An 18,596-nucleotide genomic window follows, 5' to 3' on the forward strand; every position below is an offset into this window, starting at 1 on the left:
TACGCTTAGCCGATAACTGAACGTTAAGCAGAGAAATACGCCTATGGATTTAAGATCGTTTGAAGCCGCTGCCTGGTCGGGACTCATGGCTGCGGCCGCCGACCCACACGCCGGATTCCGCTATGTAACGCTCTGCACGGTCGATGCCGCACAGCGGCCTCAGGCGCGCATTGTGGTATTGCGTGAATGTGATGATGCGCGCCGGATGCTGACTTTTCACACCGATGTTCGCAGCCCGAAATGGCAGGAGATGGCGGCAAATCCCCAGGCCACCGTGCTGGGATATTGCCATGAACATCATCTGCAACTGCGCCTGGCCGGGCAGGTTCACTGTTATGCAGCAGGCAGTGAGATCGCCCGGGAAACCTGGCGTGCGCTACCGTCGCATACCCGCCAGACTTACAAGGGTGGCCCGCCTGGCGAGGTGCGGACAACGGCGCCTCTGCCAGATGAATCAACGGGTCCGGAAGCCGCAGAGTCCCGCTTCGGCGTGGTAATCCTGCAGGTCAGCTCGCTGGACGCTTATCAGCTCCAGCGGAACGACAACCAGCGCGCACTGTTCCGCTATACCGCTGACGGGGTATTGCAGGCAAGCGCGTGGATTAATCCGTGATAAGTTGCCCGCTTCTTTCCCTCAGACATCACCTCTTCGCGTTGTCCATACCGGGATCCCTGACTACCCTTGCCAGGGTGCCGGAGCGGGTTGCATCGCCTGAACACCCGCCAGGCCATCACCACTTTCAGCGACTATCGGCAGGCACCCCTTAGCCTGCCGGAGATGATCAAACAGGGACATCATGAGACAACCGAATTCAACCGATACTGACCGCGCTGATGAGCAGATTGACCCTGATATCTCGGTTCAGGGTGCCAGAACACACAATCTCAAAGAGGTGTCGCTGCGGTTCCCCCGGAATGCGCTGGTGGTGTTTACCGGGGTTTCAGGCTCCGGTAAGTCTTCACTCGCTTTTGATACCCTCTACGCGGAAGCGCAGCGCCGGTTTATTGAGTCAGTTTCGCCGCATGCCCGCCGTCTGATCGATCAGGCCGCCGCGCCGGATGTGGACCATATCGACGGGCTTCCGCCCGCAGTGGCGCTTCAGCAGAGCCGCACCGGAGCACAGGAGCGTTCTACGGTAGGCAGCCTGACCCGCATTTCCGTCACGCTGCGCCTGCTGTTTTCCCGTGCGGGCGCAAGGCCAGAGGGCGTGCCCTTTATGACGGCCGACTATTTTTCCCCCAACCATCCCAAAGGCGCCTGTCCGCATTGTCAGGGACTTGGCCGGGTGCACACCGTCAGAACCGAAGCGATGGTGCCGGATGAATCACTCAGCATTCGCGAGGGGGCGATTGCCTCATGGCCCAGAGGCTGGCACAACAAGAACCTGCGCAGCATCCTGGAGGCGCTCGGCTATGACGTCGAAGCGCCCTGGCACACGCTTTCCTTCCGCGATCGGCAGTGGATACTGCTGACCGATGAACAACCTTCAGTGCCGATTTTTGTCGGGCTGAACGCGGTGCAGCGGGAAAAAGCGCTGGCGGCGGGCGAAGAGCCCGCCTATACCGGCACCTACACCAGCGCGGCAAAAATCGTGCTGCAGGGCTATGCGGGTGGCAGCGAAACCACGAAGAAACGGCTGGCGCGCTTTGTGACGGTCGCGCCCTGTCCGGAATGTCACGGTAAAAGGCTTAACCGGGATGCGCTCTCTGTCACTTTTGCCGGTGAGGATATCGCCAGCCTGAGTGAACGCCCGGTCTCTGAACTGAACGAACGGCTGAAACCCTACGCTCAGGGCACATCACCGGACATGCCCGCCGAAGCGGCGCTGCACGAGGCGGTAATCCGGATGGCCTCCGATATCTGCACGCGGCTGGGGCAGCTTGAGACGCTGGGGCTGGGGCATCTCGCGCCGGGGCGCCGTACCACGCTGCTGTCCTCTGGCGAACTGCAGCGCGTGCGGCTGGCCACCCAGCTGATTTCCCGTCTGTTTGGCGTGCTCTACGTGCTGGATGAGCCGTCTGCGGGCCTGCATCCTGACGATGTCCGTTCGCTGCTGGCCTCGCTGAAAAATCTGGTTCGGGCAGGCAATTCGCTGGTTGTCGTCGAGCATAATACAGACCTGATTGCCGAGGCTGACTGGCTGGTGGAAGTCGGGCCTGGTCCGGGCAGTCATGGCGGCACGATCGTCTATAACGGGGAGCCAGCCGGATTGCAGGAGGTCAGTGCCTCTCCGACCGCAGAGTACCTCTTTGCGCGCAGCTACAGCGGGCTGCGTCAGCGTCATCCTGCTGAACAGTGGCTCAGGCTGGCGCAGATCGTCTGTAACAACATCAACGGGATGGATATCGCTATCCCGCTGGCGAGAATGACGGCAGTTACCGGGATTTCCGGCTCAGGGAAATCCACCCTGCTGAATCGCGTATTGCCCGAAATGCTCGGACGTTTTGATACCCCACCTGACAGCGAAGAGGGCGAGGAGGAAGAACCGGTACCGGACGTGACGGGGCAGATTGTCAGTGGCGGTGACGCCATCGGCCGGCTGGTCAGGATCGATCAGCGCCCGATCGGTCGGACCCCACGCTCAAATCTTGCCACCTATACCGGATTTTTCGACATTATCCGCCGACTCTTTGCCGACACGCCTGCCGCCAAAGCCAGAGGGTTCAGCGCCAGCCGGTTTTCATTCAACCTGTCCGCCGGACGCTGTCCGGCGTGTGAAGGTCAGGGACAGATCTCCATTGAGCTGCTCTTTATGCCAAGCGCGACGGCAACCTGCTCGGTCTGTGGGGGAAGCCGTTATAACCCCGAAACGCTTGAGGTGACATGGAATGACCTCACGATCGCCGATGTGCTGGCGCTCACCGTCGATGAAGCCACCGAGCGGTTCCGGGAGTACGACGGCATCCAGCGTTCCCTGAAGGCGCTGACGTCGCTGGGTCTGGGTTATCTGACACTGGGTCAGCCCGCCACTGAACTCTCCGGTGGTGAGTGTCAGCGCATCAAGCTCGCCTGGGAACTGCAGCGCGTGCAGCGCACCGCCACGCTTTATCTGCTGGATGAGCCCTCTACAGGCCTGCATCCAGCGGATATGGATAAGCTGCTGATCGTACTGGATGAGCTGGTGATGCGCGGCCATACCGTGGTGATGGCGGAACACACCATGCGCATTGTGGCTGAGGCGGACTGGGTAATCGATCTGGGCCCCGGTGCTGGTCTGCAGGGCGGGCGGGTTGTCGCTGTCGGTTCACCGGAAGCGGTCAGCCGCGCGGAACAGAGTCTTACCGCCCCCTGGCTTGCTGCGCAGCTGAAAAAGCGGGCGAGCGATCCGGCGTAAGCTGATTGCACGGGATGCCGCTGCGGCTGAGACGTCTGAACACTCAGGGCTCGGGCCTCCGCTTCTGAGCCCGTCACTCAGGCGATGAACACGAGGCCGTCTTGACGGCATAGGTCACCCGGTCACGCTGCCGCCCCGGTCAGGGAAGGGGGATATGTTATCAGCGCAGCGGTGCATTACTCTGCAAGCCAGCCAGTTCGCGCGCGTCGTGACTGCAGAAAAAGGTAATCTCGCCGCCGTGCTGGCAGGAGAGTTCCCGCAGCCGCTGTTGATTATGTCGTCTGGCCGGGTTATCCATTCCCATCATCCACTGATAAAAGCGCAGCCCCGGCGTGCAGTGCCGCGTCAGCTGCCGCATCTCCCCACGATAGAACCAGGCATCGCCGCCGTGCAGCAGCCAGCCATCGGACAGCCGGATGGCGATACCCGCATGTCCCGGCGTATGACCTGCCAGCGGCACCAGCAGAATCTCTGGCGGCAGGGCACGCAGCCGGTTAACGGCCTTAAAACCAAACCAGGTTTCTCCCTGCGGCGGATAGGTCTCCCCCTGGCCGATCCCGCCCCATTGACCGGGGCGGTAACGTTCACGCGACAGCCAGCTATGACGCCGGTGAGAGGTATCGACCTCCTGCTGTAACAGATGGAGGCGCGCCTGCGGAAAATCGGTTAGTCCACCGGCATGGTCAAAATCGAGAGGGGTCAGAATAATATGCCGCACATCTTCCGCCCGGAATCCCAGTGCCGTGATCTGCGCCAGCGCGGTGAGATCATCACGTCGCTGAATGTTGTTCAGTACACGGAAAAAACCGGACAGACGGCTGCCGGGCGTATGAATATCCTGTCACCCGAAGCCGGTATCGACCAGCATTAGCCCATCGCGATCGGTTTCGATCAGCAGGCAGTGGCAGACCAGGTGCACCCTGAGGCCTTTGCTGAATCCATCGTAGAACGCGCCGCTCAGCGGGCACATACAGCCACAGTTAAGATGGTGAATCTTCACCGGGACCCCACAGCGTTAACAGAAAATGACCAGAGGCTGGCACCGTCCGGCACGCAGATCGCAGGCTGGCTATAGAGTGCAGAAAGGGTTGAAACAGTAGGCGGAGCGGTGAAGCGGATAACCGGGCAAATAATCGGTTATCCGCCAGAAGTTGTAAATTAACGATGGAACAGCGGGAAAGCGCCGGTCAGCAGGCCACCGGCCATCAGGACCAGACTGACCAGAATTCCCCACTTGATGGCAAAGCGCTGGTGATCACCGATATCCACCTTCGCCAGACCCACCAGCAGGTAAACGGATGGCACCAGCGGGCTCAGCAGGTGGAACGGCTGGCCGACAATGGAGGCGCGGGCAATCTCTTCTGCGGTAATGCCGTAACTGGCCGCCGTCTGCGCGATAACCGGCAGAATACCAAAGTAAAAGGCGTCATTAGACATAAAGAAGGTGAATGGCAGGCTGATCAATGCGGTAAAGAGCGCCAGGAAAGGCCCGAAACTGTGTGGGATCACCGCCAGCAGGCTCTTTGCCATCGCATCAACCATGCCGGTTCCTGAGAGGATCCCGGTAAAAATACCGGCAGCAAAAATCAGCGAGGTCACCGCCAGCACGTTTCCGGCATGCGCGCTGATGCGGGCTTTCTGCTCCTCCAATGTCGGATAATTGAGCATGACCGCAATCGCAAACGCCAGCATAAACAGGATCTGAATCGGCATTAAGCCAATGACCAGCAGTACCAGCAGCACGGTGGTCAGAATGAAGTTCGGCCAGAACATCTTTGGACGCCGGTTGGCGGCGCACTCTTCAGCATCGCCCAGACCCAGCCCGATATCATCCAGATGATGCTCTTTTATACTCATCACGCCTAAACGCTTGCGCTCACGCAGGCCAAACAGTACCGCCATTGCCACCAGGCTGGCGCACGCCAGCAGCATGGCGGGCAGCATCGGAATAAAAATGTCGAGGGCGTCGATGCGCAGCGCTGCAGCGGCGCGGGCCGTCGGTCCGCCCCAGGGGGAAAGGTTCATGATGCCGCTGGCGAGGTTGACCAGGCAGGTCATCATCAGCACGTTCATGCCCAGCCGGTGATAGAGCGGCAGGAAGGCGGCGATGGCGATCATATAGGTGGTTGAGCTGTCACCATCCAGCGAAACCAGCAGGGTTAAAACTGCGGTGCCGACCAGCACTTTAAGCGGGTCCCCGCGCACCAGGCGCAGAATAAAGCGCACCAGCGGATCAAACAATCCGGCATCAATCATCAGACCGAAATAGAGAATGGAGAAGGTCAGCATCACACCGGTTGGGGCCAGTTTTTTGACGCCATCCAGCATCATGGCACCCAGGCCCGCGTGAAAACCGCCGACCAGCGCAAAGAGGGTGGGGATCAGGATCAGCGCAATCAGAGCGGACATGCGCCTGGTCATGATCAGGTACATGAAGCAGACCACCATGGAAAAACCCAGTATCGTCAGCAAATTAACAGCCCTCACAATGGTGTAAAAGTTATAAAAAAGTTGTTTTCAGGCAGGAGAATTCAGGTAAATACTTAGTCTGGTAACGATTAAGTTCTTGTTTTAATTAACCCCCGCTCAGAAAGCTGATAGTAAAGTGTTGTCCGGATTTAGCATTTATTTAACAAAGAAAGGTGATCGTCGTCATTCTTAAACGGTTCTTAAACGAGAATGTGTGATCGGGATCAAACGGAACGACAGCGTTGTCCGGCATTCAGGGCCAGAACAGCATGGGATCAGAAGAGGTAACGTGGGCGGAAAAAGAGGGCTGAGAGGGAATGCTGAGCCCTTTCAGAAGGTTAACTGCCTAACAATTGGATGATCATCTCCGGCGTTTTATTCGTCATTTTGCTGACGGCCGTCTGGCCCTGCTGAATGATCTGGCTGCGTGCCAGCTGGCTTGCTTCTTCAGCATAATCGGCATCCTGAATACGACTGCGCGCGGCGGCGGTATCCACACCCTGCTGCGCTAACACGTTACGGTTCGACTCGTAGCGATTGATTTTAGCGCCATAAAGGGACTGGTAACCGCTTACTTTCGCCAGCGCGCCATCCAGCGCCTTCATCGTGACAGTGATATCACCACTGCTCAGCAGCGTAGTGTTGTTCAGTCCCAGCGCTTTGGTGTCTGACGGTGTGGCGGGAATGCTATCCGACTGCACCGGCTGACCGTAGTCGGCGCTGGTGATCACCTCCAGCGGGCGGCTCTCATGGGGCGGAGTGGCGAGCACGCCTTTAGGCTCCGGCAGATTTCCCCAGGTCAGATTGGCGGTGAAGGAGCCATTACCGACAACAACCACAATCAGATCTTCCGTAACGGTATCCAGCGAAATGCGCTCCAGCCGGGTACCGGTGTTGGTGCCGTTATTAAAGTCGCCGCTGGCGACATCTTCATAACGATCGCCGTCACCGCTGTAGGTGATGTTCATGCCGTTGTAGCTGCCGCTGTTACTGCCCGCCAGCGCCCAGCTTGCGCCTCCTTCCAGCAGCTGTGAGCTGTCATAGGTCGCGCCGGGGGCGAAACCATTGTTGCTGGTCAGCAGGCGGGCGTCTGCTGTTGCCGCATCATGGATGCCCTTGCTGGTCCAGGTGTAGTCGGGTGCTGTGCCGTCCAGCGGTGTTCCGGCCAGATGCTTCCCGTCACGGGTAAACAGCTGAAGGTCATCATCCTGTCCCAGCGAGTCGATAGTGATGGCGATCCCCGTCGATCCTGCCGGGATATAGGCCAGCGGGATAACGCCCGAGGTAAACGAGTAGTTTTTGCCCGCTACCGGAAATTTTGTATTTATCGGATCGACGTTGCCCAGCTTCGCGGGGGGCAGATCGGGATTATTGGTCGCCAGCGGGTAGCGGCCAAAAATTTCGGTCTGATCGGCGATGTCGTTAATGCCAGCCAGAATCTGCTGATACTGGTCGTTAACGCTCTGTCGATCGGCATCGGAAAGCGTACCGTTCGCGGCCTGAACGGAGAGCGCGCGCGCCTGGACCAGCATATTGACGATGCTGTTCAGGCCGCCATCGGCGGTCTGAGCATAGCTGATGGCGTCATTAAGGCCCCGCGCCACCACCGCATCGGCATTGACGTTAGCTGACATGCGGTTGGCAATCGCCTGGCCCGCCGCGTCATCTTTTGCACTGTTAATCCGCATCCCTGATGATAAGCGCTCAATCGTTCGTCCCAGAATCGAGTCAGTGCCGGACCGGGCATTGTTCACTTTAGCGGCGGCGTCGTTATGATTAATGGTTAACATGGTCGCTTCAGTCAGGGAAAGGAGTCTCTGTTTTATCGGCAGGGTGATAAGCAGCTTTAATCGCTGTGGCGGCAGAATGCGCAGAAAAAGGGCAACATGCTGATGGATAATCGATTTTCAGATAAAAAAAATTAAAGGTTTATCCGACTGGAAAAGTGCCTGCTGCGCCAGAACGCAACAGGCGATAACCCCTCAGTTAAACACCATCCCCCCATCGATCAGCAGTGACTGACCGGTCATATAATCGGCGTCGGGACTGGCAAGATAGGCCACGCAGGCGGCCACATCCTCCGGCTCAGAGAGGCGGCCCAGCGTAATGCGTTTTGCAAACGCTTCGGTGCCATAACCGGCCGGTTTCCCGGCTGCTTCGGAGATCTGCCGGTCTATCTCTTCCCACATGGGCGTTCTGACAATGCCCGGACAGAACGCATTGACCGTGATACCGGCCGGGGCCAGGTCGCGGGCAGCGGTCTGTGTCAGGCCGCGCACCGCAAACTTACTCGAGCTGTAAACCGCCAGATCCGGGTTGCCGACGTGACCCGCCTGGGAACAGGCGTTGATGATCTTGCCGCCGTGGCCCTCTGCGGCGAAGGCCTGAATCGCAGCCTGCATACCCCAGATCACCCCTTTAACATTGACGTTGTAGACCCTGTCGATCACCGCTTCGGTGATCTCCGCTATCGGCGTGGAGGGGGCGATACCGGCATTGTTGACGATCACATCAAACCCGCCTAACGCGCGGCGCGCCTCTTCGACGGCGGCCATGACCTGATCACGCTGGGAGACATCCACCTTCAGGGCGATCGCTTTGCCGCCCTGCTGGTTGATCTTCTCCGCCACCTGGCGGGCGGTTTCCTCGTTGAAATCAGCCACCGCCACGGCCAGGCCATCTTTCGCCAGACGCAGGGCGATCGCTTCGCCGATTCCCTGGCCTGCGCCAGTCACCAGTGCCACTCTGTTTTTCATCATTCTTTCCTTATTCACATGAGATTAAAGAAGCTGGCTCAGATGCAGCTGACCCATCAGGAGCGGGTTGTCGGCGTAATCGACCGGCACGGCCACGACCGCAGGGCCCTGAACATCCATCGCCTGTCGCAGCATCGGCTCCAGCTCGGCTGCCCGGGTTACCGCAAAGCCTGCCGCGCCAAACGCTTCTGCGTAGGCTTTGAAATCGACCGGGCCAAAGCTGACGCCTGACACGCGCTGATACTTTTTCTCTTCCTGCATCGCCACCATGTTGTAGGCGTTATCCACCCAGACAATATGCAGAATATTGGCTTTCAGCCGCACGGCCGTTTCCAGCTCCATGCTGGACTGCAGGAAGCCACCGTCACCGGACACCGACACCACCTTGCGCTGCGGATCGACCAGCCAGGCCCCAATCGCCCACGGCAGCGCAACGCCCATCGTCTGCTGACCGTTGGAGATCATGATCTGACGGGCGCGGAAGCTGTAAAGGTAGCGGGCGATCCAGATGTGGAAGCTGCCCATATCGACCGTCAGGCTGACGTCGCTGTTGATGATGTCCTGCATGGCGCGCACGATGCGCAGGGGATGAAGGGCAAACTGGTTAAGGCTGGCCCCCTGCATCGCCAGTAATTTACGCTGCTGCTGCCGATCCTCCAGGATGCTGGCTGCTTCCGGGGTCAGCTGCAGTGGGGTGATGATCCGTGCTGCCAGCTTGCGCACCGTAGCGGCGATGTCGCCCACCAGTTCGGCATCCGGCAGGTAACGGTTATCGGTCTCTGCCGGGATGACATCGATATGGATCAGGGTGGCGCTGCCGCTGTTCCACATCGCCGGTTCATATTCCACCGGGCTGTAGCCGATGGTGATGATCAGGTCAGCCTGTTGCAGCAGCCGGTCGCCTGCCTGATTGTTAAACAGGCCGACCCGTCCGGCGAAACGTGAGAAGTGCGCCTGTCTTATCGCTCCGGCCGCCTGGTAGGTGCTGGTCACCGGAATATGACTGCGGGTCAGCAGGTCGTGGATCGCCTCGCTGTTTTCAGGCTGACTCGCCATCAGACCCAGCAGGATGACCGGATTTTTCGCGCCGGCAATCGCCCGGCTGACCGCGTCAATCATCGCATCGGGCGCGGCACCCAGCACCGGACGGCCTTTGCTGCTCAGCGCTTTGCCGGTCACCGGCTGATCCACAATATCCTGCGGCAGGCTGATAAAGGCGCCGCCGCCCCGGCCGTGCTCGGCGTGACGAAACGCGTTCGACAAACACTCTGAGAGTGCCGAGGGATCGGTGACCTCAACAGCATATTTGGTGACCGGGCGAAACATCGCCACCGTGTCCATGCTCTGATGCACCTGTTTGGCACTGTCGGAGCGTCTGACCTGGCCGCCGAGGGCGACCACCGGATCCCCTTCGCTGGTGGCGGTGGCCATGCCGGTAATCAGGTTGGAGCAGCCCGGTCCGGAGGTGACCAGCGCCACGCCCGCATGACCGGTGAGGCGGCCTGTTGCTGCGGCCATAAATGCAGCGTTGGCTTCATGGCGAACCGGAATGGTCCGGATAGAGGAGTCCAGCAGCGAGTCAAAAACCTTGTCGATTTTTGCACCGGGAATGCCAAAGACATGCTGAACGCCCTGCGCTTCCAGTTGCGCGACCACCAGGTCAGCGCCGCAGGTCCAGAGTGTGGTATCGGTTGGCGTTTTCATCATTATTCCTCTGTTTAGCTTTCTACCGCACGAATCGCGGCGTCAAGATTGGCGGGGTTGAGGTCGGCATTCAGAAAGTCGCTGTCCTGTGGTAAATCCACGACCAGCTTGCTGATGGCACCAAAGGTCAGGGTGCCCCGTTCCAGCGCATAGTCGAGAATGTGCCCACCTCCCTGGCGATCGTCGGTAATGAAATGTTCGTGATAACCTGCGACGTTAATTCCCTGCATATACTGCGGCGTGCGGAATCCAATCAGCTCGCCTGCGCGCTGGCGAAAAGCAAAGGTGGGCTGGTCACCGAGAACCTCCGGCATTGCGCGATAGGGACGGCACTGGCACGGCACGGTGCGGGTGTCGACGTGGCTGAAATGACCGCTGATGCGTAACGCACAGAACTGGTTATCGGAGGTGATCTCGCGGTCGATCACCTGATGAATGGCCTCACGCGACAGCGGCCGGTCAAACTCATAACGGTACTGCGGTCGGAAAAAGGTCATCACCGCAAACGGGGTTTTCTGTGCCGGGTCGGCCGGATGAGCGCTGCCATCGGCATGCAGCTGATAGACCTTGCTGTCGAAGGCAATCATTTCGCCATCCAGCCGGTTAAACGTGCCCAGACCGAAGTCACCTTTACGCAACAGGTCGGCAATTTTGACATTACCGTCGTATACGCCGCTCAGCAGCGCACTCATCAGAGAGGTCTGATAGATAACGCTTTCTGGTGCATACTGAGAAAGTTTCAGGACGGTGTTTTTGAGCTGATCCTCACAGGAACAATCAGTTACATAATTGCTCATTTGATTCCTCATCGAATAACCGTTAAGCCGTGTTAACCTAATGGTGAACCGATTCCGCAGTCGGGTCCAATAGCGAAACCTGTTAACTTTGAGACGTTTTTGATATGGAATTGCGCCATCTGCGTTATTTTGTTGCCGTTGCCGAGACGCTTCACTTTACCCGGGCCGCCGAAATGCTGGGGATTTCGCAGCCGCCCCTGAGTCAGCAGATACTGCGGCTGGAGCAGGAGATTGGCACGCCGCTGTTAAAGCGGCTGACACGCGGGGTGGAACTGACGGAAGCGGGGGAGGCCTTTCTGGCGGATGCGCGGCAGATCGTGCAGCTCGCCGATCAGGCGCTGGAGAATGCGCGCGGAATCGCGCGTGGGATCAGCGGTCAGCTCTCGCTGGGATTTGCCAGCTCCGTGGCGTTTAATCCGCGCATTTTTACCCTGATCCGGCAGTTTACGGCACGTTATCCGGCGATGACGCTGCTGACGCGGGAAGAGAATATGGCCCTGCTGATGCAGGATCTGCAGGAGGGGCTGCTGGATGCCGCCTTTATCCGGCTGCCGTGTGAAAGCAGCAAAGCGTTTAATCTGCGCGTTATTTCCACCGAAAAAATGCTGATTGCCCTGCCGCGCAGCCATCCTCTCAGCGGCACGCCTGTGCTGGCGCTCTCTGCACTGGCGGATGAGACCCTGATCATCTTTCCACGCGACGTCTCACCCAGTCTCTATGAGCTGATCGTTACGGCCTGTCTGCGGGCTGGCTTTTCCCGCCACTCTTTTCAGCAGGCACCGCAAATCACCACTTCACTGGGGATGGTCGCGGCAGGCTGCGGCATCGCGCTGGTTCCGGCGTCGATGTGCTGCGTCGACAATCCTGAGGTCTGCTTCAGTGATATTGAAAACAACACGCTGTTTACGGACGTTGCCTTTGCCTGGCGTCGCCATCATCCGTCAAAGGCCGTTATGCATCTTCTGGCGTTGTTGCCGGACTCACCGGCGGCGCCGGGCGACACCGGTTGATAAGCGGCAGCTATCGTACTGAAAACAATAACCAGCTGGCGGCAGGGGGCCCGGATGCTAATAATCGGGGCATGACAACATACCGCGTAAGAGTCGGGTTTCACAACCCTTCAGCCCTGACATTCAGGCAACTGGACGAAATTCTCGAGCCGCAGCGATTCTGGCGAACAGACTCTGCCGGTGGCCGTTTCCGCTATTTCATGGAGTATGAGTACCAGTCTGACGTGCGCGACCTCTGTTCGGTCTGCTCGCTGGCCTACAGCCAGGCCTGCAAAGTCAGAAAGTGCCCGCTGATTCTGGTCGAGGTGATGAACTGACTGCCTCCGGCGTTCCTGCCGGAGGCAATTTACCGCGCACGGCGCTGCAACAGCAGGCTTAACGCCGCGGGCAGCACCGTGAGCGTGACCAGGGTTGCGCTGATCAGCCCGCCGATAATCGCCAGCGCCATCGGCCCCCAGAACACCTGATGGGCAATCGGGATCATGCCGAGGATGGCTGCACAGGCGGTCAGCACAATAGGCCGCGCACGGTGATGCGCGGCCTCCCTGATCGCGTCACTGGCGGGCAGCCCGGCCCGACGGTTGGCATCCACTTCACCGATCATGATCACCGCGTTGCGGATGATAATGCCTGCCAGCGCGATAATGCCCAGCAGCGCCACAAATCCCAGCGGCGTCCCCGCCGGAAGCATTGCCAGAACGATACCGGGCAGGCCAAACGGGGCCATGCTCAGCGCCAGCAGCATGCCGGAAAAGCGCTGCAGCTGGATCATCAGCAGAAGCAGCATAACGCAGAGCGTGATCGGCAGCAGAGCAAACACCGAACCGTTGCCTTTATCCGACTCTGCTACCACGCCGCCCTCTTCGATGCGGTATCCGGCGGGCAGCGCGACGCGCAGTGTGGCAATGGCCGGAGCAAGCTGCTGTGAAACCTGTTCCGCCCGCTGGCCGGGCGCAATATCCGTCTGGACGGTGATGGCGGCCAGCCGCTGGCGCCGCCAGATGACCGGATCATCCACGCCCCAGTTCAGGGTCGCCACCTGCCGCAGCGGGATCTTTTTTCCGCTGGCATTGGTAATCATTAACCCTGCCAGCGTGTCAGTGTCCTGCCGCTCTGCATCGTTGCTGCGCAGTATCACATCGATCAGCCGGTTGCGATCGCGCAGAGTGGTCACCACGCTGCCGGACAGCAGGGTGTTCAGCGCCTGGGCTATCGTGTCGGAGGAGAGTCCTGCGGCGCGCGCGGCGGTCTGATTGACCGCCAGCGTCATGACCCGTTCCGGCTCGCCCGCGGTAAGATTGACGTCGCGGGTCAGCGGAGAGCGGGCGAGCCGCGCCGCCAGCTGGCTGGCAACCTGGCGCACCCGGGCATTGTCCGGCCCGGTGATGCGATATTTCAGCGGCCAACCCACCGGCGGGCCCAGCTCCAGCGGCGAGATGCGGGTGGTGATGTCGCTGAAATCTGCCGCCAGCGCCTGTTCCAGCCTGCTGCGCAGCCGATCGCGCGCCGCCAGATCTTTCGCCACCACCACCAGCTGCGCGATATTTTCATTGTCAGACAGCACATCCATCGGCAGATAGAAGCGTATCGCCCCTGATCCCACGTAACTGGTGAAGTTCGCCACATCCTGATCTGCACGCAATATCTGTTCCAGCCGGGCGGTGCGGCGGGTGGTTTCCGCCTGGACCGCGCTGGCAGGCAGCGTCAGACTGACCAGCAGTTCCGGCCGATCGGAAGCAGGGAAAAATTCACCCTGCATAAAGCGGGTGGCGTAAAGGCTGATCAGCAGCATCGCCAGGGCCGCGCCAATTGTCACCAGCCGGTGGCGCAGGATCTGCTCAAGCAGACGATGATAGCCGCGCATCAGCCAGCCCGGCTGATGGGCCCTGGTCGCCTTCGCGGACAGCAGCCAGCAGCCGGTCAGCGGAGAGAAGATCACCGCGACGATCCAGGAGCAGAGCAGCGCCAGGGTAATCACCACAAACAGTGAGTAGCAGTACTCGCCCGCGCTGGAGGCGGCGAACCCGACCGGAATAAAACCGGCGATCATCACCAGCGTACCCGTCAGCATTGGAAACGCGGTGGTTTTAAAGGCAAAGGTCGCGGCCTGCCATCGGCTGTCGCCCGCTTCCCGCCGCGCCACCATCGTCTCGACGGTGATCATGGCATCATCCACCAGCAGCCCCAGTGCGATAATCAGCGCGCCCAGCGAGATCCGCTGCAGGCCGATGCCTGCCAGTAACATGCCAGTGAAAGTCATCGCCAGCACCAGCGGAATGGCCGCGGCGACTACCAGCCCGGCACGCAGACCCAGCGAAACAAAGGAGACGGCCAGGACGATGACCACCGCTTCGCCCAGGATCCGGACAAACCCGCTGACCGCGCTCCTGACCACAGAAGATTGATCGGCCACGCGGGTTACGGTGATGCCGTGCGGCAGCTGATCGGCCAGCGTCTGCATGCGCTGATTAAGCTGTTTGCCGAAATCGAGCATGTTGCCGCTGGCGGCCATGGCGATCGCCAGCCCGATAGCGGGCACGCCGTTGACCCGGAACGTCGGTGTCGGGGGATCGGCCGGTTGCAGGCTGAGGGTGGCGAGATCGGTAAGCGGTATAAAGCGGTCGCCGATGTGCAGGGTTATCGCCTGCAGACTCGCCACCGAGGTCAGGGTGCCGCTGACCCGTAACGCGATATTGTCGCGATCGGTGCGCAGGCTGCCCGCCGGCACGACGTCGTTCTGCGCTTTGATAGCGTCGCTGACCTGCTGTAAATCCAGCCCCATGCCGTTAAGCCTGCGCGGAGAAAAGGCGATGACGACCTGCTGCTCCTGTACGCCAAGCAGACGGGTTTTGCCGATGTCGGGCAGGCTGGCAAGGCTCCGGCGCACTGCATCGACCCGGTCGCGTAACTCTCTGTCGCTGAATCCGTCAGCCGTGAAGCCATAAATCGTGCCGAAGGTGTCATCAAATTCGTCGTTGACCGCCGGACCCACGACGCCCTGCGGCAATGAGGGGGTGACATCCTGCATCTTTTTGCGCAACTGATACCAGATGCCCGCCACCTGCGAGGGGGGGTGTCATCGCGCAGGTTGACGTAAATGACCGTCTGTCCGGCGCGGGTTTCACTCTCTACCGCATCCAGTGAGGGGATCTCCTGCACCTTCTGTTCCAGCACGTCCGTAAGCAACTGCACGGTGGTATTCACATCCGCGCCGGGCCACTGCGCCGAGATGACCGCCGTTTTGATGGTAAACGCCGGATCTTCATTGCGTGACAGATGCGCATAACTCAGCACCCCGGCGGCCATGATCAGCAGCATCAAGAAAATCACCAGCTGCTGATGGGCCAGCGCCCAGCCAGAGAGATTCACGCCAGCCGGTCTGTTCATTGCGCCTCCTGCATTACTTTCACTTTTTCACCAGGCTGCAGCGTGCTGATGCCGGCGGTAACGATGCGTTCACCGGGCCGCACTCCCGAGGCGACAAAGATCTGCCGGGCGCTGAAGCGCGCCAGCACCACAGGCCGGAGCTGCAGGCGTGACGCGGCATCAACCACCAGCAGCGCGGGCTGGTCCGCTGAGCGGGTCAGGGCGCTGGCGGGCAGGGCGATAACCGGGGGCTGCGCCTCGGGCAGGCTGACGATGACCGAGGATCCAGGCGCCATCGCCTCAGGTGGCTGATGCAGGGTGATTCGCAGCCGCCAGGTGCGGGTCTGGGGGTCGGCCTGCGGGCTGATGTCGCGCACCGTGCCACTGGCCTGAACGCTGGGATCGGCGAGCAGCGTGACCCTGAGCGGCGCGCCCTCTTTCGGACGTGACAGGGTAGGGGTGGTCAGATCAAATACCGCATCACGCGCATCATCCGCGGCCAGCGTCATCACCGTTTGTCCGGCGCTGACCACCTGACCGGGCTGAATGGAAACCGAGGTGATCCGGCCCGCTGCGGGTGCATTGATTTGCGTCCAGCTGAGGTTATCCCGGGCATTATTCAGCGCGGCCTCGCTGCTGATACGGCGCGACTGCGCGCTCTGCCAGTCTGCCCGCGCGCTGTCCAGCTGGCTGCGGGCGATGGCACCGCCCGGCATCAGCAGCCTCATGCGGTGCAGATTAAGCGCGGCGACCTGTTCGGCGGCTCGGGCGCTGTCCAGATCGGCCTGCGTACTGCTGAGCTGATTACGCGGCTGACTCTTTTCCAGAGCTGCCAGCGGCTGGCCGATGCTGACGCGATCGCCCAGCTCCACCGTGCGGCTGACCACCCGGCCATCCAGCCGGAACGCCAGCGCAACCTCCTCATGAGCGCGGATTTCGCCGGTCAGCACCTGTGACGCATCGGTACTGAGCGGCGGGGCGATCACGGTTCTGACGGGGCGGATCGGCGCGGCAGCTGGCGGCGGATTATTATCCCGACAGCCCGCCAGAATGAACACGCCGGGCAGAAGAAACACCACGGGCGCAATGATGTGAATGGTGAAGAGATGACGCCACACCTGACGGGCAGCATCCGATAAGAAGTCTGTCATAACCGGGTTCCTTCAATGCGTTGTGCTCATTGAACCCGGCTTGTGTCCAGAAACGTGCCATGAACCATCAAGAAACGGTCAAGCCAGAACGCTTTATTCCACTGGCAGCGTGATCTCAATCAGCAGTCCGCCGTCGGCAGGCAGCGTGGCCTCAAGTGCCCCGCCGTGCGCCTCGACAATCGCTTTGGCGATCGACAGGCCCAGACCGCTGCCGCCGGAGTGACGGGCGCGGGAGGAGTCGGCGCGGGTAAATCGATCAAACAGACGGGGCAGAAATGCCGGCTCCACACCCTGACCGTAATCCCGGAAAGTCATCACAATAGCCCTATCGCGCGCGCTGGCCGTAATCTGCAATGCGCCACCCTCTGCCGCGTAGCGCAGCGCATTTTCAATGAGAATGGTGACCACCTGACCCAGGCGGAAAGCATCACCGTAAAGCAGCAGATCCTCCGGCGAGGTCACGCTGATGCTCACGCCCGCCTGTTCCGCCTGCGGCAGCAGCCAGCCGCTGCGCTCGCGCAGCAGCTCGCCGGGATTAATCCACTCGCGGTTCAGGGTCAGCTGCCCCGCATCCGCCAGTGAGAGCAGATGCAGTTCGTCGGTCAGGCGACTGAGCTGCGTCAGCTGCTTCATGATCATCGCCAGCTGCTGCGGCTCGGCCGGGAAAACGCCATCCAGAATGCCCTGCAGACGGCCCATCGCGGCAGTCAGAGGCGAGCGGAGTTCGTGGGCCATCGCCACATGCGAGGTGCGCAGCTCACGATCATAGCGGGCCAGTTGCTGCGTCATCTGGTTAAAGTCTTCCGTAAAACGCACCAGCTCCTGCGGGGCCTCTTTCACCACCGCGGCCGTCCGGCCAAATTCGCCTTTCGATACGGCCCGCGCCGCGCCTGCCAGCTGGCTGAACTGCACGGATAGCGGTCGGGCAAACCGCAGCGCGATCAGCACCATAAACGGGATGGCCACCATGACCAGCACCAGCACGGTCAGCCAGTCAGAAGAGGCCAGCGAGGGATCGGAAAAGGTAATTCCCCACCAGCGATCGACAATCTGGTGAAAGCGCGCCGGATCGCTGGCGGGATTGACGCGCAGCCGGGTGAACTCTTCTGCGACCGCCGCCGGCATCCGCTGATACACCCAGAAGGCCTGCACCGCAAAGCGCAGCCACATGCAGATGGCGATCAGGATTACGCTGCCAATGGCCAGAAACAGCACCCGCAGGCAGATCCAGCGCCACAGCGATGTATGGGTATCGTTCTTCATGGCTGTCTGAACCGGTAGCCGACGCTGCGTACCGCCGGTAAAACGTCTGAGATACCCGCGGCTTCCAGCTTGCGGCGCAGGTTATAGACATGGGTATCGACTACCCGCTCCAGCGCATCGCTCTCCGGCAGGCACTGCTCCAGCAGGAACAGACGGGTGAACGGACGCGTCGGGGCGCGCATCAGGGTGACCAGCAGAGAAAATTCGGTGGGCGTCAGATCCAGACGGCGCGGCGCAGCACTGCCGCTGTTAACCACGGCGGTAAGTGCCACGGGATCAACCACGAGATCGGCCCAGCGCAGGGTCTCGCTGACCGGTGCATGACTCTGGCTGCGGCGCAGCACGGCCTGCACGCGCGCCACCACTTCGCCCGGATGGTAGGGTTTGACCACATAGTCATCTGCGCCATACCGCAGGGCACCGATGCGATCCGGCGCATCACCCATCGCCGTTACCATGATCACCGGCGTGTCATCGCGGCGTCGCAGCGCAGCCAGCACTTCGGTGCCGTTCATGCCCGGCAGCATAATATCCAGCAGGATCAGATCAGGCTGCCACCGCCTGGCTATCTCCAGCCCGCCAGGACCGTCACCGGCAATCGTAACCTCATAATTTTCACGTTTCAGGTAAGCCTCAAGTACGCCTGCGGCATCGGCGTCATCTTCAATAATCAGTACACGTTTTGACTGCATTTCCGGATCACCTTGACTGTTTCTTCATAAATCCCTGGCCGTTCATTGACACT

Annotated in this window: 14 protein-coding genes and 1 pseudogene; 4 read left to right on the forward strand and 11 right to left on the reverse strand. The window is 60.4% G+C overall.

Going from position 1 to position 18,596, the window contains the following annotated elements:
* Positions 1 to 43: 43 nt before the first annotated feature.
* Together ACLHDD_RS18350 and ACLHDD_RS18355 are read left to right on the forward strand one after the other, a co-directional pair.
* Positions 44 to 613 carry a pyridoxamine 5'-phosphate oxidase family protein gene (locus ACLHDD_RS18350; protein ID WP_427105283.1) on the forward strand — a complete coding sequence of 190 codons (570 nt, stop codon included), beginning with the start codon at positions 44 to 46 and terminating at the stop codon, positions 611 to 613.
* Between the two features lie 184 nt (positions 614 to 797).
* Positions 798 to 3,335: an excinuclease ABC subunit A gene (locus ACLHDD_RS18355; RefSeq protein WP_427105284.1), complete on the forward strand. Its 2,538-nt coding sequence runs from the start codon at positions 798 to 800 to the stop codon at positions 3,333 to 3,335.
* Between the two features lie 160 nt (positions 3,336 to 3,495).
* On the opposite strand, the gene ACLHDD_RS18360 is transcribed toward ACLHDD_RS18355, so the two are convergent.
* The 7 genes from ACLHDD_RS18360 to budA form a co-directional block, all read right to left on the reverse strand.
* The gene (locus ACLHDD_RS18360; protein ID WP_427105325.1) at positions 3,496 to 4,170 is read right to left on the reverse strand and encodes an MBL fold metallo-hydrolase; all 675 of its coding nucleotides are present in this window, start codon (positions 4,168 to 4,170) and stop codon (positions 3,496 to 3,498) included.
* Between the two features lie 6 nt (positions 4,171 to 4,176).
* Entirely contained in the window at positions 4,177 to 4,335 is a 159-nt protein-coding gene (locus ACLHDD_RS18365) for a hypothetical protein (RefSeq protein WP_427105285.1), read from the reverse strand.
* A gap of 158 nt (positions 4,336 to 4,493) precedes the next feature.
* Entirely contained in the window at positions 4,494 to 5,807 is a 1,314-nt protein-coding gene (locus tag ACLHDD_RS18370; RefSeq protein WP_427105286.1) for a CitMHS family transporter, read from the reverse strand.
* Between the two features lie 335 nt (positions 5,808 to 6,142).
* Complete coding sequence (locus ACLHDD_RS18375; protein WP_427105287.1) at positions 6,143 to 7,594, reverse strand: flagellin; 1,452 nt, start codon at positions 7,592 to 7,594, stop codon at positions 6,143 to 6,145.
* 192 nt (positions 7,595 to 7,786) lie between these two features.
* Positions 7,787 to 8,560 (reverse strand): (S)-acetoin forming diacetyl reductase, encoded by a 774-nt coding sequence (locus ACLHDD_RS18380; protein WP_427105288.1) that lies wholly within the window; start codon positions 8,558 to 8,560, stop codon positions 7,787 to 7,789.
* A 24-nt stretch (positions 8,561 to 8,584) separates the two neighbouring features.
* Positions 8,585 to 10,264: an acetolactate synthase AlsS gene (gene alsS, locus ACLHDD_RS18385; RefSeq protein WP_427105289.1), complete on the reverse strand. Its 1,680-nt coding sequence runs from the start codon at positions 10,262 to 10,264 to the stop codon at positions 8,585 to 8,587.
* 14 nt (positions 10,265 to 10,278) lie between these two features.
* Complete coding sequence (gene budA / locus ACLHDD_RS18390) at positions 10,279 to 11,061, reverse strand: acetolactate decarboxylase (RefSeq protein ID WP_427105290.1); 783 nt, start codon at positions 11,059 to 11,061, stop codon at positions 10,279 to 10,281.
* A gap of 104 nt (positions 11,062 to 11,165) precedes the next feature.
* On the opposite strand from budA, the gene ACLHDD_RS18395 reads away from it, so the two are divergent.
* Together ACLHDD_RS18395 and ACLHDD_RS18400 are read left to right on the forward strand one after the other, a co-directional pair.
* Positions 11,166 to 12,071: a LysR family transcriptional regulator gene (locus ACLHDD_RS18395; RefSeq protein ID WP_427105291.1), complete on the forward strand. Its 906-nt coding sequence runs from the start codon at positions 11,166 to 11,168 to the stop codon at positions 12,069 to 12,071.
* A 71-nt stretch (positions 12,072 to 12,142) separates the two neighbouring features.
* Complete coding sequence (locus tag ACLHDD_RS18400) at positions 12,143 to 12,388, forward strand: hypothetical protein (RefSeq protein ID WP_111138264.1); 246 nt, start codon at positions 12,143 to 12,145, stop codon at positions 12,386 to 12,388.
* Between the two features lie 29 nt (positions 12,389 to 12,417).
* Here the strand turns inward: ACLHDD_RS18400 and ACLHDD_RS18405 are convergent.
* The 4 genes and pseudogenes from ACLHDD_RS18405 to ACLHDD_RS18420 all read right to left on the reverse strand — a co-directional run bounded on the left by ACLHDD_RS18405 (position 12,418) and on the right by ACLHDD_RS18420 (position 18,543).
* A pseudogene (locus ACLHDD_RS18405) lies at positions 12,418 to 15,458 on the reverse strand (efflux RND transporter permease subunit).
* On the reverse strand, positions 15,455 to 16,588 hold the full coding sequence (locus ACLHDD_RS18410; protein WP_427105292.1) for an efflux RND transporter periplasmic adaptor subunit: 1,134 nt from the start codon (positions 16,586 to 16,588) through the stop codon (positions 15,455 to 15,457). The pseudogene ACLHDD_RS18405 and the gene ACLHDD_RS18410 overlap by 4 nt, the downstream one beginning before the upstream one ends.
* 93 nt (positions 16,589 to 16,681) lie before the next feature.
* Entirely contained in the window at positions 16,682 to 17,851 is a 1,170-nt protein-coding gene (locus ACLHDD_RS18415) for a sensor histidine kinase (protein ID WP_427105293.1), read from the reverse strand.
* Positions 17,848 to 18,543, reverse strand: a complete 696-nt coding sequence (locus ACLHDD_RS18420) for a response regulator (protein ID WP_427105294.1) — start codon at positions 18,541 to 18,543, stop codon at positions 17,848 to 17,850. Before ACLHDD_RS18420 ends, ACLHDD_RS18415 begins: the two co-directional genes overlap by 4 nt.
* Positions 18,544 to 18,596 lie beyond the last annotated feature (53 nt).

Source organism: Pantoea sp. NSTU24, assembly GCF_050157905.1.
Classification (GTDB): domain Bacteria; phylum Pseudomonadota; class Gammaproteobacteria; order Enterobacterales; family Enterobacteriaceae; genus Pantoea.

Excerpts from the sequence above, each read along its gene's own strand:
- ACLHDD_RS18380 (WP_427105288.1), bottom strand. The coding sequence starts at position 8,560 with ATGAAAAACAGAGTGGCACTGGTGACTGGCGCAGGCCAGGGAATCGGC.
- budA (WP_427105290.1), bottom strand. The coding sequence starts at position 11,061 with ATGAGCAATTATGTAACTGATTGTTCCTGTGAGGATCAGCTCAAAAAC.
- ACLHDD_RS18375 (WP_427105287.1), bottom strand. The coding sequence starts at position 7,594 with ATGTTAACCATTAATCATAACGACGCCGCCGCTAAAGTGAACAATGCC.
- ACLHDD_RS18420 (WP_427105294.1), bottom strand. The coding sequence starts at position 18,543 with ATGCAGTCAAAACGTGTACTGATTATTGAAGATGACGCCGATGCCGCA.
- ACLHDD_RS18395 (WP_427105291.1), top strand. The coding sequence starts at position 11,166 with ATGGAATTGCGCCATCTGCGTTATTTTGTTGCCGTTGCCGAGACGCTT.
- ACLHDD_RS18350 (WP_427105283.1), top strand. The coding sequence starts at position 44 with ATGGATTTAAGATCGTTTGAAGCCGCTGCCTGGTCGGGACTCATGGCT.
- ACLHDD_RS18415 (WP_427105293.1), bottom strand. The coding sequence starts at position 17,851 with ATGAAGAACGATACCCATACATCGCTGTGGCGCTGGATCTGCCTGCGG.
- ACLHDD_RS18410 (WP_427105292.1), bottom strand. The coding sequence starts at position 16,588 with ATGACAGACTTCTTATCGGATGCTGCCCGTCAGGTGTGGCGTCATCTC.
- ACLHDD_RS18400 (WP_111138264.1), top strand. The coding sequence starts at position 12,143 with ATGACAACATACCGCGTAAGAGTCGGGTTTCACAACCCTTCAGCCCTG.
- alsS (WP_427105289.1), bottom strand. The coding sequence starts at position 10,264 with ATGAAAACGCCAACCGATACCACACTCTGGACCTGCGGCGCTGACCTG.
- ACLHDD_RS18355 (WP_427105284.1), top strand. The coding sequence starts at position 798 with ATGAGACAACCGAATTCAACCGATACTGACCGCGCTGATGAGCAGATT.